This is a genomic window from Mesorhizobium sp. M0062 (assembly GCF_040323125.1).
Classification (GTDB): Bacteria; Pseudomonadota; Alphaproteobacteria; order Rhizobiales; family Rhizobiaceae; genus Mesorhizobium.
The window spans coordinates 21,038-46,194 of sequence record NZ_JAMYUO010000037.1; the positions used below are offsets into that span (position 1 = coordinate 21,038).

The window sequence follows — 25,157 nt, forward strand, 5'->3', positions numbered from 1 at the left end:
AATATCCTCCGTTGGATATTGATATATTCCATCTCGTATATCACTTCAAGTTGCAGCGTTGGCCTCCCTCGCCGCCCGCGTCAGCAGCCGCTGGTAGAACAGGCCGATGCCGATCAGCACGGCGCCAAGACCGATGAAGGACAGCGCCCTGAGCACGCCTTCCAGTTCCGACATGTCGAACAGGAAGACTTTTACCACGGCAATCGCGATCAGCGCCGCCGAGGCGATGCGCAGCACCTGCGACTTCAGCCAGACGCCGGCGGTGAGCAGCACGACGCCAATGACCAGCCAGAGCGCCGAATAGGTGTAGGTCTCGAGCTGGCCGAGGCCGCTCCACAGGCCGATGAACTCGCCCTTGAACACGCGCCTGACCGACAGTGTGGCGTAGGCGAAGACAAGCAATGCCGCCACCACCGCCAGCATCTGCGCATACCATGGCGGCCGCTTGTCCCTGGCATAGAGCGCCAGCCCGCCGACAGCGATGGCCGGCAGGAGATAAGCCAGGAACAAGAGGTTGAACACCGGGATCTGGCCGGTCGATTCGTCGGTGAACAGCGGATTGAGCACCAGGAAATGCTGGAGGACGATGAAGGCGACCGAGAGCACGCCGGCAGCCATCGAGCCGTAGCGCAGCACAGAGCTTGGCGAGCGCATGTCGATGGCCACCAGTATCGCGCCGGCGCCGATGGCGATCAGCGTATAGATCGCCTGTTCGGCGAGCGTCACCGGACCGGTGTCGATGACGCCGCCATGCATGGCGTGGCGCACCAGCATGGCGACGGTGAGCAGCGCAAACAGGGCTGCACCCGCCTCCATCGCTAGGCGCGGCCGGCCATTACCAGCTGTTGGTAGTGCGGGGGTGGTACGCGCGAGTTGCCAGGCGGCAAAGCCGAAGGCTAGCGCCGGTACGCCGTATCCCGGCAGCAGCCAGTTGAACACCCGCGTCGTCGTCAGGAACTCGGCGCCGACGATGGTCGGATCGAAGGCGACGCGGCCCAGCACGGCAACGACCGCGCCGACCGAAATCCAGCCAAGCACCGGATAGCTGCGCCACCGCGTCGCCAGCGCCGGCACGATGGCGGCAACGCCGGCAAGAATGGTCGTCCAGCCGGATCCGAAGGCCATGTGCAGCATCAGCAGGCCGGCCAGAGCCGAGCCGCAAAGCGCGAAGGAGACGGCGATGTCGCCCTTGAGCGGCGGCTGTTCGGCGCGCGCGATCCATTCGCCACCGGCAGCGAAGACAACAACCAGAAGGGCAGCTATCTCTGCGTAGACAAGGTCGCGGTCGAGATTGCCGTAGGCAAGCCACAGCGTCAGCAGAATAAGCAGCGGCGCAGCGATGCCCCATGCCGCCCAGCATGCCGCGCGGACCCGTGCTGAGGCGGCGAAGCGGCGTGCGGCCCAGAAGCCGGCGCCGATGAAGACCAGGCCGAGGCCAATGCCGATGCGCAGCGTCAACGGATTTCCGGCCGCCACCGGCATGCCGTCAAAGCCGATATTCCCCTGGGTTATGTCGGAGCCGATGGTGGTGGGCGGAATGATGCCGAGATGGATCATCACGCTCACCACGCCGGCGGCATGCAGCAGCGGCAGCGCGCGCGGCCGGTAGAGTGCGGTAGCGACAAGGGCGACGAGGACGAAGGCGCCCGGCAAGGCGCCACTGGCGGCGACCAGCGTCGTGTCGACGGACAGGCCTAGCGCTGAAAACGCAACGAAAACGCCAGGCATGATCGAGGGCCAGTCGAAGCCCGCCTTTGCAGGTTCCGCTTCGCCGCCACGACTGCCCAGGCAAACAAAGGCAAGCACCGCCACCGTCACCGCGTCGATGAACAGGACGACGGCAAGGTCGGCGAACCGGATGACGGCAAGGTCGGCGACGAGCGTACTCATCATGTAGGCGATGGTCCAGGCGCCGGTGCCGAAGAAGGCGGCCGCAATCAGGAATTTCCAGTCGCGAATGCGGGCGATCACGGCTGTGGCGGCAAGCACGATCGCCAGGTAGACGAACAGCGCCCATGGGTTGGGCGCCTGCGAGGACACAAGCGCCGGCGTCGCCATCGAGCCGACAAGGCCGATGCCGGCCAGGGCCTGACCGTGGACGAGAGCGGCGACAATGGTCGCTACGCCGATGGCGCCGAGCACGGCGAAAGCGAAGGCCGGGCCGACGAAACCGTAAATGGCGTGCGCGGCATAGACCGTACCGAACAGAATGAAGGCGCCGGCAGCCGTCAGGATCGCCGGAATATAGGCGCCTGCAGCCCCTTGCACCGGCACCTTGAAGCCGGTGCGGCGGATGAACTCGCCGCCGCCGATCAGCACCAGGCCGAGCAGCGCCGCCAGGGACAGCCGCACTTCGGGGCCGAAAATGCCGGCCTCGATGGTGTAGCGGATCAGGAACAGGCCGCCCAGGGCCAGCGCGACGCCGCCGACCCAGACCGCCCATCGTGTGCCGAGCGCGGTTTCGACCTCGGACTGGCGGGCTGCCTTCGCCGTGGCGGCAGGCGCGGATCCGGTGAATGCCGCCTCTGACAGTTCTGGCACGGCCTCGCTGGTGGCCGCATCGGCTTCGGCGGCCGGTGCCTGGGCATGTGCCGCGTCGGCTGTTGTTGGCGAAGCTATGTCGGCAACTGGTGCGGTGGCCTGAGCGGCATCCGCCGGTGCGCTTGCAACCTGCTCGACCGGTTTGGCAACGGGCGGTGTCGCATGCACGCCGGACAGAACCAGGCTGCGCAGCGCTCCGAGCTCGCGCTCGATCAGACTGACGCGGCCCTGCTGGCGCAAGACGAGGACAAAAAGCACGATAACGACGACGGCGCCAATCAGGCTTTCAAACATGGCGGTTCCCCCAAACCAGGCCAGTTTTCACTGACAATTGCGGCGGCCACACGGCCACCCCAGACGGCTATTCAAGTCACGCCACCGCAATGGTGGCCGAAAAGAAGTTATCGAGCATGTTTCGTCGGCAAATTCCAGCGGCCTACGGTCTTTATCCTCACCCATCATCTGAGATAGCCAGGAATGGCATGCCGCCGCCACTTGCCCAGGAGCCATGCTATCCTCGGATGAACTGTGGGGAAATCGAATGCCGAAACGAAGTGCAGGGCTGCTGATCCACCGGACAAGGGCCGGCATTCTCGAATTTCTGCTCGTCCATCCCGGCGGCCCATTCTGGGCAAGGAAGGATGAAGGCGCTTGGTCGATCCCCAAGGGCCTCGTCGAGGACAATGAAGATGAGTTGGCCGCCGCCCGGCGCGAGGCTGGGGAAGAACTCGGAGTCAGCATCGAGGGTGATTTCGAGCCTGTCGGCAGCTATCGGCAAGCCGGCGGCAAGATCGTCATCGCCTGGAGTGTCGAAGCCGATTTCGATCCCGATGCCGTTAAAAGCAACATGTTCACGATGGAATGGCCGCCCAGGTCAGGCGTGACGAGGGAATTTCCCGAAATCGACAGGGCCGGCTGGTTTTCCTTCGCGGAGGCCAGCCTCAAGATCCTCGGCGGTCAGCGCGCCATCCTCGATGATTTCATGGAGCATCGCAAGGCCGGCTGAGGCTCTTGCCCTACGAGTACCCCCACCCTAACCCTCCCCACAAGGAGGAGGGAATGCTGCCGCATGCAGCTTTTGCTGTGAACCTGGACGGTTGCGGAGGTCAGCACCCACCGAGTCTCCCTCCCCTTTCTGGCGCAGCGTCTGCCGTAGTGGCGGCATTGCCGCCCGAATGATGCTTGCGCAAGGCGGCGAGGAAGCCGGCACGGGCATCGGGCTGTTCAATGCCGCGCGGCTCGTAGACATGGCGGGTGAAAAAGAAACCGGTCAGATGGAAGGCGTCCTCGAGTGCCGCGTGGTCCGCCCGCAAGCCGGAGCCGCGCTGCAGGAAGGCCGGCAGCGCCAGCATCTTGTCGCGCCACGGCGCACCGGCGGCTCGCGACACCGCACGGCCGGATTTCGGCGAGACATAGGCCAGATCCTGCCTGGCGCCGGTCGCCGCGCACTGGCTGAGATCGAGGCCGAAGCCGAGTTCGTCGAGGATGAGCAGTTCGAAGCGCGCCACCAGTTCCCCGGCGGCATCCGAATCGTCCAGATGGGCGATCATCACGGCAAGCGTCTCATACAGGCCGCCATGGGCGTCGCGCTCCGGCAGGAGCCTGAGATGCGCGGCCATGGTCTGCAGGCCGTAGACGGCGACTGCGCTGTCCATCAACCGGGCGGCATTCATCTCGATCGCCTCGGCCTGGAAGGTGCCGAGATGCTCGTCGAGGCGTGCCCGCCACAAAAGGTCGACGCGGTTGCCGGGCTGCAGCACCGGCTGCTGCTTGCGCGAGCGCCCGCCGCGCACCAGGCCGAGATGGCGGCCATGCGCACGCGTCATTACCTCGAGAATGGCGCTGGTTTCGCCATGCTTGCGGGTGCCGAGTATGATTCCCTCGTCGCGCCATTCCATGGCAGGAGCTTGTCACCGGTTGCATGGCGAAATCAAGATTTTGGCGCACCGCGTGCGATCTGTGCTGACATTGGATCTCCGCACATCGTCGAAAGGCTCCGATCACGCGAATTTCCGGTGATCGGCCAGGACGTCGTCGATGACGCGGCGCGATCGCTCGGCTTCGGCCTGGTTGGCGTCGTGTCCGGCAACGGTGATCAGCGCCTTCCACAGCGTCCAGCCGCGGCCGCGCGCCCAGGTCGCTTCATCGACGTCGATGGCGGCACGGAACGCCTCCCGGCTCTCGCCCTGGAAGAACGTCCAGGCGATCGCCAGGTCGCAAGAGGGATCGCCGATCCCGGAGGTGCCGAAGTCGATGACGGCGCTCAAACGGCCGTTTTGGACCAGAAGGTTGCCCCAGGCGACGTCGCCGTGAAACCAGACGGGCGACCCTTGCCAGGTGGCGGCAAGGGCCGCATCACAGACAGCGGTGGCCGCCTGGGTGTCGATCTGCCCCTCCAGCGCCTGGAGTGCTTCCCTTGTCTGGTTGTCATACACGCTCGGCGATCCGCCGCGGAAGAAATTGTGCTGGCCCGCGGGCGGCCCGCCCGCCGGATCGATCCGCCGGAGCGCAATGAGGAACTTGGCCAGATCGACCGCGAACTGTGGGCGATCGGCGATTTCGGCGGTCTTGGCTGTTTCGCCGTCGATCCAGCGGTAGACGGACCATTGCCAGGGGTAGTCCTCCCCAGGCTCGCCCATCGCCAGTGGAACCGGGATCGGCAGCGGCAGAAGCGGCGCCAGCCTGGGCAGCCAGCGGTGCTCTTTTTCGACCTGCAAGGCATATGGTGCGGCACTCGGCAGCCGCAGAGTCATATCATTGCCGAGGTGGAAGGTTCGGTTGTCCCAACCGCCAAACGTCACCGGGCTCACCGGCAGATGCCGCCATTGCGGAAACTGCGCGTTGACCAGCCGGCGCACGAGATCGGTATCGATGGTCGGTTTTGGATCAGGCATGTCATCGTCTCAAACTGCCGGAGCGGCATTTCTAGACGATGAAGCTCAATGGGGAAACTCAAGCCCCATCTCACGGTAGCGTTCGGGGTCGTCGCCCCAGTTTTCACGCACTTTGACGAACAAGAACAGGTGCACTTTCTGCTCGAGAATGCCGGCTATTTCCATGCGCGCCGACTGGCCGATGGCGCGGATGGTCTCGCCCTTGTGGCCGAGCACGATCTTCTTCTGGCTGTCGCGCTCGACATAGATGGTCTGGTCGATGCGCACCGAGCCGTCCGGTTTCTCTTCCCATTTCTCGGTCTCGATATGCGAGGAATAGGGCAACTCCTGATGCAGCCGCAGATACAGCTTCTCGCGGGTGATCTCGGCGGCCAGTTGGCGCATCGGCAGGTCCGAGATCTGGTCTTCCGGATAGTACCAGGGGCCGACCGGCAGCGCTTGCGCGAGATAGTCGAGCAAATCCTTGCAGCCGGAGCCGGTCAGCGCCGAGACCATGAAGGTGCGCTTGAACGGCACCTTTTCGTTTGCTGCCGCAGCCAGGGCCAGCAGCGCCTCGTGCTTGACCCGGTCGACCTTGTTGAGGATCAGCACCATCGGCTGGCGGACGTCCTTCAGCCGCTCGAGGATGGCGTCGGCGTCACCCCTGATGCCGCGCTCGGCATCGATCAGCAGAAGCACGATATCGGCGTCCTTGGCGCCACCCCAGGCGGTGGTCACCATCGCGGTGTCGAGCCGGCGCTTCGGCTTGAAGATGCCGGGCGTATCGACAAAGACGATCTGCGCGTTGTCATGCGTGGCGATGCCGCGCACGATGGCGCGGGTGGTCTGCACCTTGTGGGTGACGATCGACACCTTGGCGCCGACCAGTTGGTTGACCAGCGTCGACTTGCCGGCATTGGGCGCCCCAATCAGGGCAACGAAGCCGGAATGCGTGGCCTCCGCTGCCGGAGGGAGATCTTCGCTGCCGGTCACGCCGCACTCCCTTGGTTGGCCCAGATGCCCTCGCGCATAAGAAACGCCGATGCCGCCGCTTCTTCGGCTGCGCGGCGAGAGCCGCCCGTGCCGCTTGCCGGCGCAAAACCGCCGACCTTCACGGACACCGTGAAAACCGGTTGATGTTCAGGTCCCTCGCGTTTCTCGATCGCGTATTCGGGCCTGACATCGCTGGTCTTGGCGATCCATTCCTGCAGGTCGGATTTCGGATTGGGCGGCTTGGCCACCACCTTTTGCGAGCGCGGCTCCCAGTAACGCAGGACGAATTGCCTTGCGGCATCGAGGCCGCCGTCGATATAGACCGCCGCGATCAGCGCCTCGACCGCATCCGCCAGATAGTTTCCGCCCGAGCCGCGCGAGCGCGCCTTCAAGGCAGCGTCGGCCCGAACCAGATCTTCGAGCTGCATTTCAATGCCGATCTCGGAGCATGTCCGCGCATCGACCAGGGCATTGAAGCGCGGGGCGATTTCACCTTCCGGCGCTTCAGGAAACTTTTCGAAAAGCAGGTCGGCAACGATCAGGCCGAGCACGCGGTCGCCAAGGAATTCGAGGCGCTGGTTGTTGCTGCTTGCCTTGACCGCACTGGAATGGGTCAGCGCGGTCTCAAGCAAACGGACATCCCGGAAGGAATGGCCGGTTTTGGCTGTCACCAAATCGGCCAGAGTTTCACCCGTCGGGCGCTTCAAAGCCATCAATTCACGAAATGGAACAGGCGCGACAGGCGCACCAGCGACGGCCATTTCCAGATCTCGAGCGGGCTCGCCTTCCCGGCGATCGAGAAGAAGACGATGTTAGCGCGGCCGACAAGGTTCTCCGCCGGCACGTAGCCGACGCTGAGGCGGCTGTCGGAGGAATTGTCGCGGTTGTCGCCCATCATGAAATAGTTGCCGGGGGGCACGACGAACTCGCGGGTGTTGTCGGTGATCGAATTCGGTGTCAGGTCGAGCGTGTCGTAGCTGACGCCGTTGGGCAGGGTCTCGCGATAGACGTCGACCGGCTCAGGCACTTCCGTGATATCAGGATTTTGGATCTGGCCGGTTTTCACACGAGGCACGCCCTGGCCGTTGATGAACAATTGGCCGTCCTTCATCTGGATCTTGTCCCCCGGCAGGCCGACGACGCGCTTGATGTAGTCGAGCGACGGATCCGGCGGGAACTTGAAGACCACCACGTCGCCGCGCTTCGGATCGGAACCCCAGATGCGGCCGGAAAAGATGTCGGGGCCGAATGGCAGCGAATAACGCGAGAAGCCGTAGGACCATTTGGTGACGAACAGATAGTCGCCTTCGAGCAAGGTCGGCCGCATAGAGCCGGACGGGATCGAGAAGGGCTGGAACAGCAACGTGCGGATGACCATGGCCAGCAGCAAAGCCTGGATGATGACGCTGACGATTTCGCCAAGCCCGCCGGATTTCTTCTCGGATTTTTCAGCCACGCTCATGTCGTCCTCGATTGTGCGTTGGATGGTATAGAGTCTCGGCGCGCGCTGGGCAACGTCAAGTCGGCGTTAGATAGCGGTCGTCTGATGCAATCAATGTGGCGCTTGTTCGGCGGGCAACGCCTCGATGATCACAAAGGCTTGAGCAAGCGGGAAATCATCGGTGATTGTGAGGTGGATCGCCGCTCTGTGCCCCTGTGGCAGGATTTTGGCCAGCCGTGCCGCCGCTCCCCCGGTCAGCGCCATGGTCGGCGCGCCGCTGGGCAGGTTGGCGACCCCCATGTCGCGCCAGAACACGCCCTGCGCCAGGCCGGTGCCAAGCGCCTTGGCGCAGGCCTCCTTGGCGGCGAAGCGCTTGGCATAGGAGGCGGCGCGGCCCTTGCGGCCTTCGGAGCGGACCTGTTCGACCTCGGTGTAGATGCGCTGGATGAAGCGCTGACCATGCCGTTCCAGCGACTTTTCGATGCGTCTGATGTCGATCAGGTCGCTGCCGATGCCGATGATCATTCCGCCGGAACTTCCCGTCCGCGGTGCCCGGCCTTATGCGCCCGCTCTGCCATGCGCTTCCTGCGCTGCTCGCGAAAGGCTGTCATCCCCCAGCGGGTAATGCCGTAGAAGATCAGCCCGAAGATCAGGCCGAGCGGCACAGCGCCGATCAGCATCGGCTCGAGCACCGGGTGCCACAGCTTTGCAAACGACAGCGTGTGCATCATCTCACCAAGATGCGCAGGCGGTCCGTTCTTGGGCAGGCGCTCATGCAGGATCAGCTTGCCGACTTCCCAGGACGCTCCCCACAGCAGCGGGAAAGTCAGCGGATTGCCGAAGAATACCGCGCCGAGGGCGGCGGCCACCAGATTGCCGGCGACCACCCAGCAGAGCACGGCGGCGACGGCGAAATGGAAGCCGAGCGGAAAGAAGGAGGCGAAAACGCCGGCCGCGACGCCGGCCGCGACCGCATGCGGTGTCGCCTTCAGCCGCAGGATGCGCTTGGAGAAATATTGCAACGAGCGCGAAAACGAGCGGCGCGGCCACAGATAGGTACGCACCCGCTCCAGAATGCCATCAGGCTTTCGGCGTCGAAAAAGCACTCTGTTCCAGTTCCCGGTTCGTCACGCCCAAATTGCAACCATCCCTGGCCGGGCGCGGTCGCTCCATCTTGCGCTTCGACGGCGCAGAAAGGCAACAACGACTTTGATATAGCGACTGCCTTGCGGCGGAACAATGAAACGCCGCCGCGATGGTCTGCCGCAGGCGGGTAACAAGAGCGCCATTGGGGCGAAACTGAGGACAACACAACATCCAAGCGAGACTTTCATGACGACGATCAGGCCTGCCCGGGAAGACGACGCCGAGGCGGATAGACTATTCCCGATATTCGCTGACTTCGACCAAATTGCTGTCCGGGTCGCGGAAATAGACCGACATCATCGTGCCGCGGGCGCCGGTGCGCTCGACCGGGCCGACTTCGATGGCAACGCCATTGGCTTCGAGACTGGCGCAAATCTCGGCAAGCGGCCTTGCGGCGACCAGGCAGAAATCGCCGGAGCCAGGCATCGGCGTCTTGGCTTTCGGTTCAAAAGTGTGCGTTGCCTGATGCAGATTGATCTTCTGCGATCCGAACAGCAACGCCGTCGGCCGCTCCGGCTCGTCGAGGCGCTTCAGGCCAAGCACCCGCTGGTAGAAGGCGCAGCTGTCCTCCACCGAGCGGACCGTCAGCACGAAATGATCGATGCCGGCGATCATTGTGATGTCCCCTAGATGTTGCGGCTTCCTGGCTTAACGGCGGGAATGGCGGCAAGTTCCGGCGGCAGGCGGTCGGCGGGATAGGCCGGGACCTCGTATTCGGCAAGCGCGATCAGCGGCACGCCGACATTGGTCTTGCCGGCCGAGCGGTCGATGATGCAGGCCGCCGCCACGACCTCGGCGCCAATCGCGCGCAGGCAGTCGATGGTTTCGCGGATCGAAAGACCAGTGGTGACGATGTCCTCGACGATGACGACGCGCGAGCCGGCAGCGATCTCAAAGCGGCGCAGCCTGAACTCGCCGCCTTCGCGCTCCACCCAGATTGCAGGCACACCGAGATGGCGCGACGTCTCATAGGCCGGGATCAGGCCGCCGATCGCCGGGCCGACGACGTAGTCGATCTTGCCCGGCACCGCCTTTTGAATCTTCTCGGCCAGCGCCTTGCAAAGCCGCTCGGTCTTGTCGGCATGCATGAAGACGCGCGCCTTCTGCAAGAAGACCGGGCTGCGCAGGCCGGACGTCAGGATGAAATGCCCCTCCAGAACAGCGCCCGCCTCGCGGAAAATGCCCAGCACCTCGTCGGTATTCATAACTCGCCCCATGTCCATGGTGAATGGTGAAATGGTGAATGGTGAATGGTAGTGAGAGCGCCTTCTTTCACTATTCACTATTCACTATTCACTATTCACCCATTCACACGCCGCGCATCGCTGACGCTCGAATTATCCTTGAGCTGCGACAGCAGCCGGTTGAGGTGCTTCAGATCCCAGACTTCGAGATCGATCAGCATTTCGGTGAAGTCGGGCGCGGTGCGCACCATCGACAGCGTATGAATGTTGGCGTCGTTGGAGGCAACGACCTGGGCGATATCGGCGAGCGAGCCCGGCGCGTTGATGGCGGTGACCGAGACGCGCGCCGGAAAGCGCTCCTTGGTCTGCTCGTCAATGTCCCAGCGCACGTCGATCCAGCGCTCCGGCTGGTCGTCGAAGGCCTGCAGCGCCGGCGACTGGATGGGATAGATGGTGATGCCGGTGCCCGGCTGGACAATGCCGACGATGCGGTCGCCTGGCACGGCCCCTTCCGGCGCGAAACGCACCGGCAGGTCGCCGCGCACGCCGCGGATCGGCACCGCGCCATCGCGCGGCTGGTCCTTGTCCTTGCGCGCGGCTCGTGTGCCGGGCATCTGGAACAGCATGCCGGCGGCGTTGCGGATCTTCGACCAGCCCTCCTCGCGCTGCTTGGGGGCGCTGACGGTGACGCGCTCGTCCTTGTAGTCTGGGAAGACGGCCTTCATGACGTCGGTCGAGGCAAGTTCGCCGCGCCCGACCGAGGCCAGCACATCCTCGATGTCCTTGCGCGCCAGCCGGTGCAGCACCGGCTTCAGGCTTTCCTTGGTGAAGGTCTTGCCGGCGCGTTCGAAGGCGCGCTCGAGAATGCGGGCACCAAGACCTGAATATTGCTTGCGAATGGCGTTCTTGGTGGCGCGGCGGATGGCTGAGCGCGCCTTGCCGGTGACCACCACCGACTCCCACGCCGCCGGCGGCACTTGCGCCTTGGAGCGGATGATCTCGACCTCGTCGCCGTTCTTCAGTTCCGTCATTAGCGGCATGATGCGGCCGTTGACCTTGGCACCGACGCAGGTGTCGCCGACATCGGTGTGCACGGCATAGGCGAAGTCGATGGGCGTGGCGCCGCGCGGCAGCGCAATCAGCATGCCTTTCGGCGTGAAGCAGAATACCTGGTCCTGGAACAGCTCCAGCTTGGTATTTTCGAGGAAGTCTTCCGGGTTGTCGCCTTCTGCCAGTTGCTCGATGGTGCGCCGCAGCCAGGCATAGGCGTTGGTCTCCTTCGAGATCGCATGGGCGGCGCCGTTCGTCTTGCCGCCGGTGTCCTTGTAGATCGAATGGGCGGCGACGCCATATTCGGCGATCTTGTTCATCTCGCGGGTGCGGATCTGCAGTTCGACGCGCTGGCGCGACGGGCCGACAATGGTGGTGTGGATCGAACGGTAGTCGTTCTGCTTGGGCGTAGAAATGTAATCCTTGAAGCGGCCAGGCACCATCGACCATGTGGTGTGGATGGCGCCGAGCGCGCGGTAGCAGTCTTCGACGCTGTCGACGACGACGCGGAAGCCGAAAATGTCCGAGAGCTGCTCGAAGGACAGCGCCTTGGCCTCCATCTTGCGGAACACCGACCACGGCTTCTTCTGCCGGCTCTTCACGCCGGCGTTGATGGCATGCTTTTCGAACAGCGCCGACAGCGCCTTTTCGATGTCGGTCAGCACGCCCTTGTTGCGCTCGAATATCTCGGCAAGCCGCGCGGTGACGGCGCGATAGGCTTCCGGATTGATGAAGCGGAAGGCGATCTCTTCCAGTTCCTCGCGCATGCCTTGCATGCCCATGCGCCCGGCGAGCGGCGCATAGATGTCCATCGTCTCCTCGGCGATGCGCAGGCGCTTGGCCTCGGGCATGTGGTCGAGGGTGCGCATGTTGTGCAGACGGTCGGCGAGCTTGACCAGCAGAACGCGGACATCCTCCGAGATGGCCAGCAACAGCTTGCGCAGGTTTTCCGCCTGCTCGGCCTTCTTGGAGACGAGATCGAGCTTCTTCAGCTTGGTCAGGCCTTCGACCAGCTTGCCCATTTCGGGGCCGAACAGATCGTCGATCTCGGCCCGCGTCGCGGTGGTGTCCTCGATCGTGTCATGCAGCAAGGCGACGGCGATCGTCGCCTCGTCCATGTGCATTTCGGTGAGGATGGCGGCGACTTCGAGCGGATGCGAGAAATAGGGATCGCCGGAAGCGCGCTTCTGGTGGCCATGCTTCTGCATGGCGTAGACATAGGCCTTGTTGAGCAACGCCTCGTTGACGTCAGGCTTGTAGCGCGCAACGCGCTCGACAAGCTCATACTGACGCATCATGGGCGGGTTCTCACGGTGCTGAAATGATTGATGCGCCGCACTGATGTACGGCGCATCTCATAGATAGCCACGAAACTCACGGGACGGAAGTGCCGGAACCATATTCCCGGCAGGTCCAGGGCAGCGATTAGTAGTCGTCGCTCTTTTCCGGGGGAACCAGGCCCTCGATGCCGGCCAAAAGGTCTTCCTCGGTCATGCGATCGAAGGTGACGTTTTCTTCGGCGTCGTCGGCATCGGTAGCTGCAACTGCGTTGCCGGTCTGGTCGGCGATCGCCTCGCCGTCGGCCTCGGGCTCGTCGACCTCGACATGCTTCTGCAGCGAGTGGATCAGATCTTCCTTGAGGTCGTCGGGCGACAGCGTCTCGTCGGCGATCTCGCGCAGCGCTACGACCGGGTTCTTGTCGTTGTCGCGGGGCACGGTGATCGGCGCGCCCTGGCTGATCTGGCGGGCACGGTGGCCGGCGAGCAGCACGAGCTCGAAGCGGTTGTCGACCTTGTCGATGCAGTCTTCAACGGTTACGCGGGCCATTGATTGCCCCTTTCATGCCTGGATTTGATGGAAAACAGGCGCGGTCCATAACCCGAACGCCGCCAAAATACAAGCATTATGGCGCCGTGGCCCCATCGGCTGGCGAATGCCAGTCTCTGGCGCCGGTGAATGCCTTGCCGGCAAAGCCCGCCTACCGGCGACGACACGGCTCCGATCACAATTGCTTGCAGTGCGCCCCGGCACCCTTGGATTGCCGTAAAACTGGCGCTATCTCGGTTGACGAAAGGTCAGCCGGTTTATTTACGAGCCGACCGATATAACGACCCATTTCGATTAGTCCGCCACCTATTTCGAAAAAGGAATATTGCCATGTTCGACCCCCGTGAAAAAATCGCTCTTTTCATAGACGGCGCCAATCTCTACGCCACCTCGCGCGCACTCGGCTTCGACATAGACTACCGCAAACTGCTGTCCAGCTTCCAGAAGCGCGGCTATTTGCTGCGGGCCTATTACTACACCGCTCTGGTCGAGGATCAGGAATACTCTTCGATCCGTCCCCTGATCGACTGGCTCGACTATAATGGCTTCAAGGTGGTGACCAAGCCGGCCAAGGAGTTCACCGACTCGACCGGCCGCCGCAAGATCAAGGGCAATATGGACATCGAACTGACCGTCGATGCGCTCGAACTTGCCGATGTCGTCGACCACTATGTCATCTTCTCCGGCGACGGCGATTTCCGCACACTGGTCGAAGCGCTGCAGCGGCGCGGCCGCAAGGTCTCGATCGTCTCCACCATGGCCTCGCAACCACCGATGATCTCGGACGATCTGCGCCGCCAGGCCGACCATTTCATCGATTTGACCTCGCTGAAGAACGAGGTCGGCCGCGATCCCTCCGAACGGCCGGTGCGCAGGCCCGAGCCGGCCGAAGCCGAAGAGGAAGACTATTGACGGCGGCGGCCTTGGACGCCGCTCCCGAACCCGACCGCGACTGCCCCCTCTGCCCACGCCTGCATGATTTCATCGCAGACTGGCGGCAGCGCGAGCCGTCGTGGTTCAACGCGCCGGTGCCGACCTTCCTGCCGCCTGATGGCGAGGACGCCGTCGAGCTGCTGATCGTCGGGCTGGCGCCCGGCCTGCGCGGCGCCAACCGCACCGGGCGGCCGTTTACCGGCGACTATGCCGGCGACCTGCTCTACTCAACGATGATCGCTCACGGTTTTGCCCGCGGCGAGTTCAAGGCGCGGCCGGATGATGGGTTGCAGCTGGTCGGCACCGCGATCACCAATGCGGTGCGCTGCGTGCCGCCTGAAAACAAGCCGGTCGGCGCCGAGATCGCCACTTGCCGCAGCTTTCTGGTGCCGACGATTGCACGCTTTCCCAAACTGCGCGCCGTGCTGGCGCTGGGCTCCATCGCCCACCAGTCGACCGTCAGGGCGCTGGGCCAGCGCGTCGCCGCCTATCCGTTCAAGCACGGCGGTCAGTTGCCGGCCGGCGGCGTCACGCTGTTTTCCAGCTATCACTGCTCGCGCTACAACACCAACACTGGGGTGCTGACCGAAGCGATGTTCGTCAAGGTATTCAGCGAGATCGCGTCGTTCCTGCGGAACTAGACGCTGCCTCTCAAAATCCCTCGAGCACGATCTTGCCCTTGGCCTTGCCGGTCTCGATCAGCGCATGGGCGCGCTTCAGATTGGCGGCATTGATTGGGCCGAACGTCTCGCCCAGCGTGGTGCGGATGGTGCCGGCGTCGACAAGGCGCGCCAGTTCGTTGAGATGTTCGCCCTGCGCGGCCATATCGGGCGTTTCATACAGCGAGCGGGTGAACATCGGCTCCCAGTGGACCGAAACGCTCTTGCGACCCAGTCGCGGGTTTCGGGCCGCGATGCGGTGGCGATCATCGTCAGATCGGTCAGCTGGCGCGCGAGCTGGACCGCGATCGACCCGACGCCGCCGGCGCCGCCGACGATCAGGATGGTGTTCGCGGCGCCGATGACTAGCTTCTTCACATCGAGGCGGTCGAACAGCGCCTCAAAGGCGGTGATCGCCGTCGTCGGCAGTGCTGCCGCCTGCGCATAGCCGAGCGAGCCAGACTGGGCTCATCGCCCGCAAGGTCTATGCGCAGATGCCGCCGAAGGTCGAGTACAGCCCGACGCCTCGTGGCCGAAGCCTGGAGCCCGTGATCACCGTGCTGAAGGTCTGGGGCGATGCGTATGTGACGCTGGCGCCGGAGGTTTCCCAGGCCGCTTGAAGCGGAGGCGTGGCAACCGCTTGCGTTGGTCCGGCCCTCACACCGGCAGCAGCGCGTCCGGCTTCACGTCCGATATCGACGCATAGGTGTGCGTTTCCCTGACACCCGGCAGCGGCAGGATCACGCGCTTCAAAAAATCCTGATAGGCGGCCATTTCCGAAATGCGCGCTTTCACCAGATAGTCGAAGCCGCCCACGACCATATGGCACTCCAGCACTTCGGAGGCCTTTGCTACCGCTTCGGCGAAACGGTCGAACACATGCGGCGCCGCCTGGTCGAGCCTGACTTCGATGAAGACGAGCGTGCCGCGGCCGATCTTTTGCGGATTGAGCACGGCCCGGACCGCGGTGATGAAACCCTCACGGAAAAGGCGCTTCACGCGCTGGCTGGTGCCGGTCGGCGACAGGCCGACACGGGCGGCGAGATCGAGTGTGGTGCGACGCCCATCCTCCTGCAACAACCGCAGCAGGCTGCGGTCGATGGCATCAAGTTGGTCGGATTCATGATTCACGTTCATGGCTCCTCTATTGTGTGAGATTCACGCCCAGCTCGCGAAAGCAGCCTATTTTGTCGCACCATTCTCAACAATAGGCTGCGCTTTCAACGAGAGCCGTCTGGAGGAAGAATCCTCCGCTGGCAGAATCGAGCGGGACAAGAATGCGCGTGACAGAGGACCGAAACACAAAGCCGGCAATTCTTGCGGGCCTCGCCATGATCGGCATTTACGCCGTGCAGTTCGTCGCAGCCCGCTTTAGCCTGCGGGAGCATCTTACGGCGACGGATGTCGCGACCTTGCGCTTTGTCGGTGCCGGACTGGTCATGCTGCCGGTTGTCTGGCGCGGCGGCCTGTCAGCCAGCAAAGCGTTGGGCTGGCGGCGTGCCTTGACGCTGGCGGCACTGGCCGGACTGCCCTACCCTATCATCATCAACTGGGGCCTCACCTACGCACCCGCCGCGCATGGCGCGGCACTTTGCCCAGCCTCGATTGTGTTCTTCTCGTTCGTGCTGTCGCACCTCGCCACGACGGACAAGGCCTCGCGCCAGCAAACCATCGGCGTCGCCGCCATCATCGCCGGGCTGATCCTGTTCATTGCGCCAGCGCACACCGGTGGCGGTATGAAGGATGTCTTCTCCGGTGATCTGCTGTTCATCGCATCGGGCGCGATGTTTGCCGCTTATGCCGTTCTTGTGCGGCGCTGGCGCGTCGATCCGATTGCGGCGACCGTAACCGTGGTGCTGCTGTCATGCGTGCCGCTGCCGTTGCTCTATTTCTTTGCCCCAAGCGGCCTCCGCGCGGCATCAGTGGCCGAGATTGCCAGCCAGATCGTCATTCAAGGGTTTTTGGCGGGTGCGGCCGCCATGTTCCTGTACACCTATATCGTCCGGCAGCTGGGGTCGCAGGCGGCATCGCTGTTCATGCCATGCGTGCCGATCGCAACCGTGCTGATCGCGATGACGGTGCTCGGCGAGACGCCGACCGGCGCCCAGTTCGCCGCCGTACTGATCATGGCCGCGGGGATGGCTTTTTCGGCTCTTTCCAGGCCTGTTCCCAAGCCTGCGTAAGACTGCGGATGCCAAACTCAAGGCCAGCTGATTCGTTCAAGGCGATGGAGGCTTTTGCGAAGAGAGCGATGCGGGTGCAGCAAATAGCTCGGCCAGCGTTTGCTGCCCACCCTGCAGGACGTTGAGATCGACATCGCCCTCGATCCCGTCGACGCGGCCCATATTGTGGTACTGCCAGTAGATCCAGTCGTTGCGACCTGGCTCCAGGAGCAACGAGCGACGCCAGAGCGGGCGAACGTCGATTTTCCCGGCATAGGCGTCCTCGGCCTCGTCGGTCAGGTAGATGATCGCCGGCTTGCCGAACGCAGCTTCAACCGGTCCGAGGAAGGCCTGGAGTTCCGCGCTCAGCTGCTCCGGCGACGGGCGTTGCGGGCAGTTGCCGCCGAATTCGATGTCGACGACCGGTGGCAGCAGCGGCTGGTCGTGCGGCACCACCGCGATGAAATTTTTCGCCTGGTCGGCGCCCGGCCGGCAGAAGGTGAAGAAGTGATAGGCGCCGACCGCAAGCCCGGCCGCGCGCGCCTCGCGCAGGTTTTTGGCGAAGGCATCGTCGACATGGTCGCCGCCCTCGGTCGCCTTGATGACCGCGAAGGCGACATCGTCGGCGGCAACGCGCCGCCAGTCGATCTCACCCTGATGATGGGAAACGTCGATACCCCTGACCGGATAGCTGTCACGATCCGGCGAGAACGTCCGGAAATAGAAGATGCCACCTGCGGCGACGATGCCGGCGAAGACCAGACTGGCCGCACCCCAGAGAATGATCCGGTTCTTCAAGCCTTTCCCCATCGTATGTCGCTGGAAACTTGAAAGCCGATGTGGCTTTTCTGGGGCTGTGGCTCGAGGTTCTTAGCCCCGTTCCTTCATGAGCCGGCCCTTTTCGCGCGACCAGTCGCGCTGCTTTTCGCTCTCGCGCTTGTCGTGCAGTTTCTTGCCGCGGCCGACGGCGAGCAGCAGCTTGGCACGGCCCTGGTCGTTGAAGTAGATTTTCAGCGGCACCAGCGTCATGCCTTCGCGGTCGATGCTCTGCGCCAGTTTTGCCATCTCGCGCTTGTTGAGCAGCAGCTTGCGACGCCGCCTGGGCTCGTGGTTGAAGCGGTTGGCCTGCAGGTATTCCGGCAGATAGGAATTGATCAGCCAGATCTCGCCACCCTCGACCGAGGCGTAGCTGTCCTGGATGTTGGCCTGGCCCTGGCGCAGCGACTTGACCTCGGTGCCGGTCAGCACCAGGCCGGCCTCGACGGTGTCGAGCACCTCATAGGAAAACCGCGCCTTGCGGTTTTCCGCAACGGTTTTGTTGTTTGGATCGGCTTTTCTGACCTGGTTCATGATGCGGAGAGGTGGCGCCTCATCCTTAATTTATCAAGCCGGCGTGTTTCATCGCCGCATCGATCTTCTCGGCGGTCGACGCCTCGATGGTCACCAGCGGCGAGCGCACCACGTTCTCGACCTTGCCAATCTTCGACAGCGCGTATTTGACGCCGCACAGGCCGGGCTCAAGGAAGATCGCCTTGTGCAGCGGCAGCAGACGGTCCTGCAATTCCAGCGCCTTGGCGCTGTCACCGGACAGTGTGGCTTCCTGGAATTCAGCGCACAGCCGCGGCGCGACATTCGACGTCACCGAGATGCAGCCGACGCCGCCATGGGCGTTGAAGCCGAGCGCCGAGGCATCCTCCCCTGAAAGCTGGATGAAATCCTTGCCGCAGGTGGCGCGCTGTTCGGACACGCGCTCGACCTTGCCGGTGGCATCCTTGACGCCGACGATGTTCTGGAAGTCGTGCGCCAGCCTGCCCATCGTCTCCGGCATCATGTCGATCACCGAGCGCGGCGGGATGTTGTAGATGATGATCGGCAGCTTGGTCGCCCTGGCGACGGCGGCGAAATGCTCGTACAGGCCGCGCTGCGTCGGCCTGTTGTAATACGGTGTCACGACCAGAGCGGCGTCGGCGCCCGCCTGCTCGGCATATTGCACCAGACCGACCGCTTCCGCGGTGTTGTTGGAGCCGGCGCCGGCGACGACCGGAGCGCGGCCCTTGGCCACCTCGATGCAGACCTTGACGACATGGCGATGCTCGTCATGGGACAGCGTCGGCGACTCGCCGGTGGTGCCGACCGGGACGAGGCCCGTCGTGCCCTCGCCAAGTTGCCATTCGACGAAGGCGCGAAAGGCTTTCTCGTCGAAACGCCCGCTCTTTTCGAACGGTGTCACGAGCGCAGTAAGCGAGCCTCTCAGCATGTCGTCCAACTCCTTGGGACTTGTTTGTTTATGCGTGTCATCGTCCCAAAACCGGTTCCCGCTTTTGGGCGACTGCATCGGGCGCCTTCTAGCCGAAAGCGAAGCCGCGCACCATAGTCTCGACACTGTTGCGCGGCAAGCATGCCGATGGTGCCAGCAAGCGCAATTCGAACGGCCTCGATAACCCTTTGTTTACGGGCTCTTCACGACCTAAGTCTAGGCTCTCGGGCACCTGGGCTTGCCATCTAAAGTGCCGCAACAGGGAAAGATCAGGATCATGCCGGCCGGTCGGCCACTCCGCTTCATATTGCTTGGCGCCGTTGCCCTGCTGATAGTGGGGACGGCGGCAAACGAGAGCGTCGACGAGCAGACGACCTCATCGATCCCGATGCCCGACATGCAAGACAGAGCGCAGACCGATGCGCCCTCCCCCAGTATCGTCGTGCTGAAAAGCGGTCTCGACGCATTGGCGACCGGCGATATCGCCGCGGCGCGAGCCGTGCGCGAAACATTGCCGGCCAATTCGCTGGACCGCCATATCCTGGCCTGGGCAATCGCGCTCTATGGCGGCGACCATGTGCCGAGCAGCGAGATTGCCGATACCGCAAAGATGCTGCCGAACTGGCCGGGCACCATGGCCTTGCGCAAGAACAGCGAGCGCGCGCTCTACCGCGAAAGCCCGTCGCCGCAGACCGTGGTGAAAGCCTTTGACGGCAGCCAGCCGCTGACCTTTCAAGGCGTGGTCATCCTTGCCCGTTCTTATGTAGCTCTTGGCAACACCAAGGCTGCGCTTTCCGTGCTGTCGCCATTCTGGCGCACCGAGAAGCTGGAAGCCAGGGACGAGGCGGCCGTCAGCAAGGAGTTTGGCGCCATCATTCCGGCTGCCGACCATCGTTTCCGCATGGAACGGATGTTTTATGCCGACCGGGAGAATTCGGCACTGCGGGTCGCAGCCCTTGCCGGCGCGCAACCGCTGGCCGATGCCTGGGCCGCCGCCTCGCGTGGCGACAAGAACGCGGCCAAGCTGTTGAAAGCGGTGCCTGCCGCGCAGCAATCGGCCGGCTATTTCTTCGCGCAAGCCGAATATCTGCGCAAGCAGCGGAAGTTTGCGGACGCCGCCGCGGTGATGATGAAAGCGCCAACGAACCGCGACGCGCTGGTCGATCCCGATGCCTGGTGGGTCGAGCGCCGCGTGCTGTCGCGCGCACTGGTCGACCAGGGCGACTGGAAGACCGCCTACAAGATCGTTGCCGCGCATGCCGCCGAAAGCCCCGCCAGCGCCGCCGAGGCCGAATTCCACGCCGGCTGGTATGCGTTGCGCGGCCTCAACGATCCTGCGACGGCCTCGACCCATTTTGCCCGCATCGCCGATCTCGCGCAGGGACCGATGTCGCTGTCACGCGCCTATTACTGGCTTGGCCGCGCGGCGGAAGTCGGCGGTCCCGGCAATGCGAAGGATTATTTCACCAAGGCGGCAGCCTATGGCACCACTTTCTACGGGCAGTTGGCGGCGGAACGGGTTGGCTTGCGCACGCTGAACATCGTCTATCCCGAGCCAAGCACTGCCGACCGCCAAAGCTTTGACGGCCGCGAAGCCGTCAGCGCCATCAAGCGGCTGCAGGAGGCGGGCTACGACCGCTATGCCGAGACGCTTTACCGCGACCTCGCCGGGCAGTTGACCAGCCCCGGCGAGCTGGCGCTGCTTGCGGTGCTGGCGGAAAAGCAGGGCAATCATTTCATGGCGCTGAAGATCGGCAAGATCGCCGGCGCGCGCGGCATCGATGTCGGCGCGCTGTCGCATCCGCTGGGCGTCATTCCCGACACCGCCGACATATCCGGCTCGGGCAAGGCGCTGGCCTATGCGATCGCCCGCCAGGAAAGCGAATTCAATGTCGGCGCCGTCTCCAGCGCCGGCGCGCGCGGCCTGCTGCAGCTGATGCCGGGCACCGCCAAGCAATTGGCGAAGAAGGCCGGCGTGACCTTCTCGCAGGATCGGCTGACCAGCGACGCCGGCTACAATGCGACGTTGGGGGCTGCCTTCCTCGGCGAGCAGCTCGACCGCTTCGGCGGCTCCTATGTGCTGACCTTCGCCGGCTACAATGCCGGCCCTAACCGCGCCAGCCAATGGGTAGCCAAGTACGGCGACCCGCGCGGCAAGGGCATCGACGCCGTCGTCGACTGGATCGAGCGAATTCCCTACACCGAAACAAGAAGTTACGTGCAGCGCGTGATGGAGAATTACGAGGTCTACAAGATGCGCATTTCGGGGAAGTACGATATCGTTGGGGATTTGGTGAACGGAAGAGGCTGAGGCCGCAGAGCTGTCGCCACGGGCAGACGTTGGCGATCCTTGGCGCCCCCCTCTGGCCTGCCGGCCATCTCCCCCACGAGGGGGGAGATCAGCTGTCATTGCCGATTTCGCCAATCTCCAACGTCGAAGGAAGGGCGTAGCACCTGAACCGCCAATCTCCCCCCTCGTGGGGGAGATGTCCGGCAGGACAGAGGGGGGCGCTGTCCCTCCGACATTTCCAAGAGTGTCAGCTTGCCGACAACCCTCGATTTGACCGCTCCCACCCTCGCCTGTAGCAGACGGAGACAATCCGGCCAGGGAGTCCTTTTAATATGTCGAGCACCGACGGCTTCTCCGACTTTTTCTACACCGCGCCGGACGGGCTCAAGCTTCACGCCCGCGTCTATGGCGAGACCAATTCGGCAGACTGGCAGGTCGTTTGCCTGGCCGGCCTGACCCGCAACGCGCGCGATTTCCATGAGCTGGCGCTTTATCTGTCGCAGCGGACCGACAATCCGCGCAAGGTCATCGCCTTCGACTATCGCGGCCGCGGCCAGTCCGCTTACGACCCTGATATCGGCCACTACACTATCGGCATCGAGGCCGGCGATGTCCTCGCCGGACTGGCCGCTCTGAACGTCGAGGAAGCGGCCTTCGTCGGCACCTCGCGCGGCGGGCTGATCATCCACGTGCTCGGCGCGCTGCGGCCAGCCGCGCTGAAAGCCGTTGTGCTGAACGACATCGGACCGGTGATCGAGGCCGCGGGGCTCGCCCATATCCAAACCTATCTCGACCCGGCACCGAAACCGAAGAGCCGCGCTGAGGCGATCGATGCGCAACGCGTCGCGCACGGCGCGGATTTTCCCGCGCTGACGGCAGCGGATTGGGAGCGGATGGTGTCGGCCCTTTACCGGGAGACGGGCGAAGGTCTCCTGCTGCCGGATTTCGACCCGCGGCTGGTCCAGACGGTGGCGGGCCTCGACCTCAGCAAGCCGTTGCCGGATCTGTGGCCACAGTTCGAGGCGCTGGCGGCCATACCTTTGCTTGCCATTCGCGGCGCCAACTCGAAACTCCTGTCGGCCGACACACTCGACGAGATGCAAAAGCGTCATTCCGGCATGGAAGCGATCACCGTCGAGGGCCAGGGCCATGCGCCCTTCCTGGAGACAGGCAATCTGCCGGGCGCTATCGCGGCTTTCCTGGATGGAGTACCAAATTCTGCCCAGAAAAAGTAAACCCCAAGATCAAATATGATCCTGGGGTTGCCGCGGCAGTATATGAAAGCCTTGGTTAACTATTTGGCTTTCGAGCTTTTCCGGGGCGTCTTGGGTGCCTTCGCCGCTGCCGCTTTGCCCTTTTGGGCAGGCGCTGGCACTGAGGCCGTGGTCAGCGGCGACGCGAAGGCGGAGTTTTTTCCATCGCCGGACAGCCCTTCGCCGCGGGGCGTTTCCAGCACGACAACGCAGCCGTCGAGATCGTTGGTGGCCAGATGCGCATAGCGCATGGTCATCGAAAGTGTCTGATGGCCGAGCCACATCTGAACGCGCCGGATGTCGATGCCGCCCTGGACCAGACGTGAGGCACAGGTGTGACGCAAGATATGCGGAACCACCTGGTCGTCGGCGCCGAGGCCGACCTCGGCCTTGGCATCGTTCCAGATGGCGCGAAACTGCGCCTGGCTGAGTTTGGTGAACGGACCCTTGGGCCGGCGGCCCTCTGACGGCGGCAGTTTGATCACCTCTTTGACCCGCTCGGTCATCGGGATGGTGCGGCTGCGGCCGGATTTGGTGATCCAGAACGAGACGCGATGTTCCTGGATGTCGTTCCAGATCAGTCCGAGCGCCTCGCCGAGGCGGCAGCCGCTGTCGACAAGAAAGACCGAGAGACGGTAGGCATCTTCGCTGCGGGTCCTGATGGCGGCAAACAGCCTTGCTTCTTCGTCCCTTTCGAGGAAACGAATCCGACCCGCCCGCTCCTTCTGGCGGCGGAACTCGGGCAGGCTGTGGATATCTCCCATCTTGTAAGCCTTGCGCAGCAGTTTGCTGAGGGCAGCCATCTTTCGATTGATGGTTGCGTTGCTGTTGCCGCGCTGGCGCAAGGTGCCGATAAGATTATCAAGGGTGCTCTGGTCAAAGGCGCTGAACCGTTCTCCGAGGAGAATCTCGTCTATTTCGCCGATGAAGGAGCTGACATTGTATTTGTGTCGTCCATCATCCCAGAGTATGTCTCGGTATGCTGAAAAAAGCTCCCCGACCCGGTGCGACTTTACTTCTCTGATCTTGTTGTAGCTGTATTTTATCTTCGCATTTTGAGAAGAGAACATTGAGAAATGTTCGGAGGGGTTGCCCTCTTGTATCGCGTCGATGGTCATAATTTACCACACCCCCGAGTGGATAGAGTCAGACCTACCCGCTTGGAAGCGTCCTTTCAAGAGATTTAATCACGCAGTTGTGAATTCACCCGCCCATCAGCGGATCCCACGAACTCACCCTACGGACTGTTCAGCTGCCGATTCCCCCTGTTCCTTCTGCTTGTCTTGACCCAGTCACGAAACAAAACAGCCCGGGCGTTGAAGCGCCCGGGCTGGTATTCACCTGTCGTAAGCCAGCTCTTAGAACGAGCGCTGGAAGCGGAGCATGCCGCCGATGGCGTCGTCGTCCCGGGCATCGGTCCAATCGGAGTCGCCAACGTTGATGTAGTCGACTTCGGCCGTGACCGTGAAGCCGGGAACGACGTCGTAGGCGATGTTCGCCGCGGCGCCGAAGTTCTTGTCTTCGTCATACGAAAGCTGGACGTTGAACGAGGTCTTCTCGTTGATGGTGTAGGTGCCACCACCCCAGACTGCCCAGTTGCCGCCCCACTGCTTGTAGAAGCCGCGGCCGCCGGCCGGGATTGCCCAGGTCGGATCCGACAGATTGTCGTCGGTGCCGTAGCCGCCAATGATGAACAGCGACAAGTTCTGCATCGGGGTGACGTCCAAACGAACCTTGCCGGCGACTTCTTCGTAGTTGCTGTCGTAAGCAATGACGCCGGTGATGGCCCCCCAGCCCTGCGTATACTTCAGACCGCCGACGACATGCGGAACATAGCTGTCGATGGTGCCGACGACGCCAGCGCCTTCTTCGAGCGAGAGGACGGCGGAGAAGCCGTTGCCGGCATCGAAGTAGTACTGGATGACGTTGGTGTCGAAGCCGCCGTAGGGAACCAGCGTATCGTTGATGACGCTGCCTGCGTAGCCGATGAACGTGTTGAAGGCCGATTCGTCTTTACCAACACGGAGACCACCGAGCTGGATCCAGGCGAAGTTCAGCGAAACGCTCTTCATGCCGGCCGGATTGCTATCGATAAAGGCTTCATTGACGAGGGGGGTGTTCGGATTATCAGGGGTGTTGACGCCGTACCGGTTGTTGTTGCCGAAGTTGAAGCGGGTCTCGGTGTAGGTCTTCAAGGTGCCGAGTTCGGTTTCCTGGTTGGTCCAGGTCTTGAAGGTGGCGCGGGCATTCTTGTACCAGGTGTCCTGCACGTCGCCATCTTCGTGGTCGACCGACTCCGCACCCGTGAATGCGCCGACGTCGCCGGCGCCGATATCATAGCGGACATAGCCGCCGATGCGCAGGCAGGTTTCGGTGCCGGGAATGTAGAAGTAGCCCGAGCCGTAAACGTCGCAAATCTTGACGTATTCAGCCGGTTCCGGCTCGGCGACGACGACGGCGTCGGCGGCGCGCGCACCGGAAACTGCGATCAAGGCCGCAGCGGAGCCGAGGAGAAGGCTCTTAATGTTCATTTTCTGACCTCCAGTCA

Annotated in this window: 24 protein-coding genes and 2 pseudogenes; 7 read left to right on the forward strand and 19 right to left on the reverse strand. The window is 63.2% G+C overall.

Translation table 11 applies throughout. The annotated features are described in order from the left end of the window. Positions 1-45 precede the first annotated feature (45 nt). On the reverse strand, positions 46-2,835 hold the full coding sequence (locus tag NKJ64_RS28415) for a DUF2339 domain-containing protein (protein WP_352463721.1): 2,790 nt from the start codon (positions 2,833-2,835) through the stop codon (positions 46-48). A 247-nt stretch (positions 2,836-3,082) separates the two neighbouring features. On the opposite strand from NKJ64_RS28415, the gene NKJ64_RS28420 reads away from it, so the two are divergent. Beyond that, positions 3,083-3,547 carry an NUDIX hydrolase gene (locus tag NKJ64_RS28420; RefSeq protein WP_023687287.1) on the forward strand — a complete coding sequence of 155 codons (465 nt, stop codon included), beginning with the start codon at positions 3,083-3,085 and terminating at the stop codon, positions 3,545-3,547. 100 nt (positions 3,548-3,647) lie between these two features. Here the strand turns inward: NKJ64_RS28420 and recO are convergent, their stop codons facing one another. The 11 genes from recO to rpoZ all read right to left on the reverse strand — a co-directional run bounded on the left by recO (position 3,648) and on the right by rpoZ (position 13,055). Beyond that, on the reverse strand, positions 3,648-4,439 hold the full coding sequence (gene recO / locus NKJ64_RS28425; protein WP_023692858.1) for a DNA repair protein RecO: 792 nt from the start codon (positions 4,437-4,439) through the stop codon (positions 3,648-3,650). A gap of 102 nt (positions 4,440-4,541) precedes the next feature. Next, a complete protein-coding gene (locus NKJ64_RS28430; protein ID WP_352463722.1) occupies positions 4,542-5,435 on the reverse strand; it encodes an aminoglycoside phosphotransferase family protein in 894 nt (297 codons plus the stop codon). Between the two features lie 45 nt (positions 5,436-5,480). After that, the gene (gene era, locus NKJ64_RS28435) at positions 5,481-6,407 is read right to left on the reverse strand and encodes a GTPase Era (protein ID WP_023670243.1); all 927 of its coding nucleotides are present in this window, start codon (positions 6,405-6,407) and stop codon (positions 5,481-5,483) included. Continuing rightward, positions 6,404-7,120 (reverse strand): ribonuclease III, encoded by a 717-nt coding sequence (rnc, locus tag NKJ64_RS28440; protein WP_023692856.1) that lies wholly within the window; start codon positions 7,118-7,120, stop codon positions 6,404-6,406. The genes era and rnc overlap by 4 nt, the downstream gene beginning before the upstream one ends. Then, positions 7,120-7,869 (reverse strand): signal peptidase I, encoded by a 750-nt coding sequence (lepB, locus tag NKJ64_RS28445; protein ID WP_023670241.1) that lies wholly within the window; start codon positions 7,867-7,869, stop codon positions 7,120-7,122. The genes rnc and lepB overlap by 1 nt, the downstream gene beginning before the upstream one ends. 90 nt (positions 7,870-7,959) lie before the next feature. Next, entirely contained in the window at positions 7,960-8,373 is a 414-nt protein-coding gene (acpS, locus tag NKJ64_RS28450; RefSeq protein ID WP_023670240.1) for a holo-ACP synthase, read from the reverse strand. Further along, complete coding sequence (locus tag NKJ64_RS28455) at positions 8,370-8,954, reverse strand: DUF2062 domain-containing protein (RefSeq protein WP_023670239.1); 585 nt, start codon at positions 8,952-8,954, stop codon at positions 8,370-8,372. Before NKJ64_RS28455 ends, acpS begins: the two co-directional genes overlap by 4 nt. Positions 8,955-9,228: 274 nt before the next feature. Then, a complete protein-coding gene (locus NKJ64_RS28460; RefSeq protein ID WP_023835278.1) occupies positions 9,229-9,609 on the reverse strand; it encodes a VOC family protein in 381 nt (126 codons plus the stop codon). A gap of 11 nt (positions 9,610-9,620) precedes the next feature. After that, positions 9,621-10,199, reverse strand: coding sequence for an orotate phosphoribosyltransferase (gene pyrE / locus NKJ64_RS28465; RefSeq protein WP_023754778.1), 579 nt, complete (start codon positions 10,197-10,199; stop codon positions 9,621-9,623). 95 nt (positions 10,200-10,294) lie between these two features. Next, positions 10,295-12,526 carry a RelA/SpoT family protein gene (locus NKJ64_RS28470; RefSeq protein WP_023670236.1) on the reverse strand — a complete coding sequence of 744 codons (2,232 nt, stop codon included), beginning with the start codon at positions 12,524-12,526 and terminating at the stop codon, positions 10,295-10,297. A gap of 127 nt (positions 12,527-12,653) precedes the next feature. Further along, positions 12,654-13,055: a DNA-directed RNA polymerase subunit omega gene (gene rpoZ, locus NKJ64_RS28475; RefSeq protein WP_023670235.1), complete on the reverse strand. Its 402-nt coding sequence runs from the start codon at positions 13,053-13,055 to the stop codon at positions 12,654-12,656. Positions 13,056-13,385: 330 nt separating this feature from the next. Between rpoZ and NKJ64_RS28480 the strand changes: the two genes are divergently transcribed. Both NKJ64_RS28480 and NKJ64_RS28485 read left to right on the forward strand, forming a co-directional pair. Next, positions 13,386-13,967, forward strand: a complete 582-nt coding sequence (locus NKJ64_RS28480; RefSeq protein ID WP_352463723.1) for a LabA-like NYN domain-containing protein — start codon at positions 13,386-13,388, stop codon at positions 13,965-13,967. Further along, complete coding sequence (locus NKJ64_RS28485) at positions 13,964-14,629, forward strand: uracil-DNA glycosylase (protein ID WP_027049995.1); 666 nt, start codon at positions 13,964-13,966, stop codon at positions 14,627-14,629. The genes NKJ64_RS28480 and NKJ64_RS28485 overlap by 4 nt, the downstream gene beginning before the upstream one ends. 10 nt (positions 14,630-14,639) lie before the next feature. On the opposite strand, the pseudogene NKJ64_RS28490 reads toward NKJ64_RS28485, so the two are convergent. Beyond that, a pseudogene (locus NKJ64_RS28490) lies at positions 14,640-15,103 on the reverse strand (zinc-binding dehydrogenase); the annotation flags it as partial. Positions 15,104-15,111: 8 nt separating this feature from the next. Here NKJ64_RS28490 and NKJ64_RS28495 point away from each other — a divergent pair. Beyond that, positions 15,112-15,267 (forward strand): annotated as a pseudogene (locus NKJ64_RS28495) (winged helix-turn-helix transcriptional regulator); the annotation flags it as partial. A 37-nt stretch (positions 15,268-15,304) separates the two neighbouring features. On the opposite strand, the gene NKJ64_RS28500 reads toward NKJ64_RS28495, so the two are convergent. Next, positions 15,305-15,778, reverse strand: a complete 474-nt coding sequence (locus NKJ64_RS28500) for an Lrp/AsnC ligand binding domain-containing protein (RefSeq protein ID WP_027049997.1) — start codon at positions 15,776-15,778, stop codon at positions 15,305-15,307. 146 nt (positions 15,779-15,924) lie between these two features. On the opposite strand from NKJ64_RS28500, the gene NKJ64_RS28505 reads away from it, so the two are divergent. Next, positions 15,925-16,830: a DMT family transporter gene (locus NKJ64_RS28505; RefSeq protein ID WP_023702679.1), complete on the forward strand. Its 906-nt coding sequence runs from the start codon at positions 15,925-15,927 to the stop codon at positions 16,828-16,830. A gap of 36 nt (positions 16,831-16,866) precedes the next feature. Here NKJ64_RS28505 and NKJ64_RS28510 read toward each other — a convergent pair whose 3' ends face one another. The 3 genes from NKJ64_RS28510 to dapA form a co-directional block, all read right to left on the reverse strand. After that, on the reverse strand, positions 16,867-17,607 hold the full coding sequence (locus tag NKJ64_RS28510) for a glycoside hydrolase family 25 protein (protein WP_023716220.1): 741 nt from the start codon (positions 17,605-17,607) through the stop codon (positions 16,867-16,869). A gap of 72 nt (positions 17,608-17,679) precedes the next feature. Continuing rightward, positions 17,680-18,159: an SsrA-binding protein SmpB gene (gene smpB / locus NKJ64_RS28515; RefSeq protein WP_023687280.1), complete on the reverse strand. Its 480-nt coding sequence runs from the start codon at positions 18,157-18,159 to the stop codon at positions 17,680-17,682. A gap of 25 nt (positions 18,160-18,184) precedes the next feature. Beyond that, positions 18,185-19,066, reverse strand: a complete 882-nt coding sequence (gene dapA, locus NKJ64_RS28520) for a 4-hydroxy-tetrahydrodipicolinate synthase (RefSeq protein WP_023747466.1) — start codon at positions 19,064-19,066, stop codon at positions 18,185-18,187. A gap of 277 nt (positions 19,067-19,343) precedes the next feature. Here dapA and NKJ64_RS28525 point away from each other — a divergent pair, with 277 nt between their 5' ends. Then, positions 19,344-21,377 (forward strand): lytic transglycosylase domain-containing protein, encoded by a 2,034-nt coding sequence (locus NKJ64_RS28525; RefSeq protein WP_023827508.1) that lies wholly within the window; start codon positions 19,344-19,346, stop codon positions 21,375-21,377. A gap of 311 nt (positions 21,378-21,688) precedes the next feature. After that, the gene (locus tag NKJ64_RS28530) at positions 21,689-22,591 is read left to right on the forward strand and encodes an alpha/beta fold hydrolase (protein WP_023709789.1); all 903 of its coding nucleotides are present in this window, start codon (positions 21,689-21,691) and stop codon (positions 22,589-22,591) included. 59 nt (positions 22,592-22,650) lie between these two features. Here NKJ64_RS28530 and NKJ64_RS28535 read toward each other — a convergent pair whose 3' ends face one another. Together NKJ64_RS28535 and NKJ64_RS28540 are read right to left on the reverse strand one after the other, a co-directional pair. After that, entirely contained in the window at positions 22,651-23,727 is a 1,077-nt protein-coding gene (locus tag NKJ64_RS28535) for a tyrosine-type recombinase/integrase (RefSeq protein WP_023754782.1), read from the reverse strand. Positions 23,728-23,967: 240 nt separating this feature from the next. Further along, the gene (locus NKJ64_RS28540) at positions 23,968-25,140 is read right to left on the reverse strand and encodes a porin (protein ID WP_023754783.1); all 1,173 of its coding nucleotides are present in this window, start codon (positions 25,138-25,140) and stop codon (positions 23,968-23,970) included. Positions 25,141-25,157: the final 17 nt, after the last annotated feature.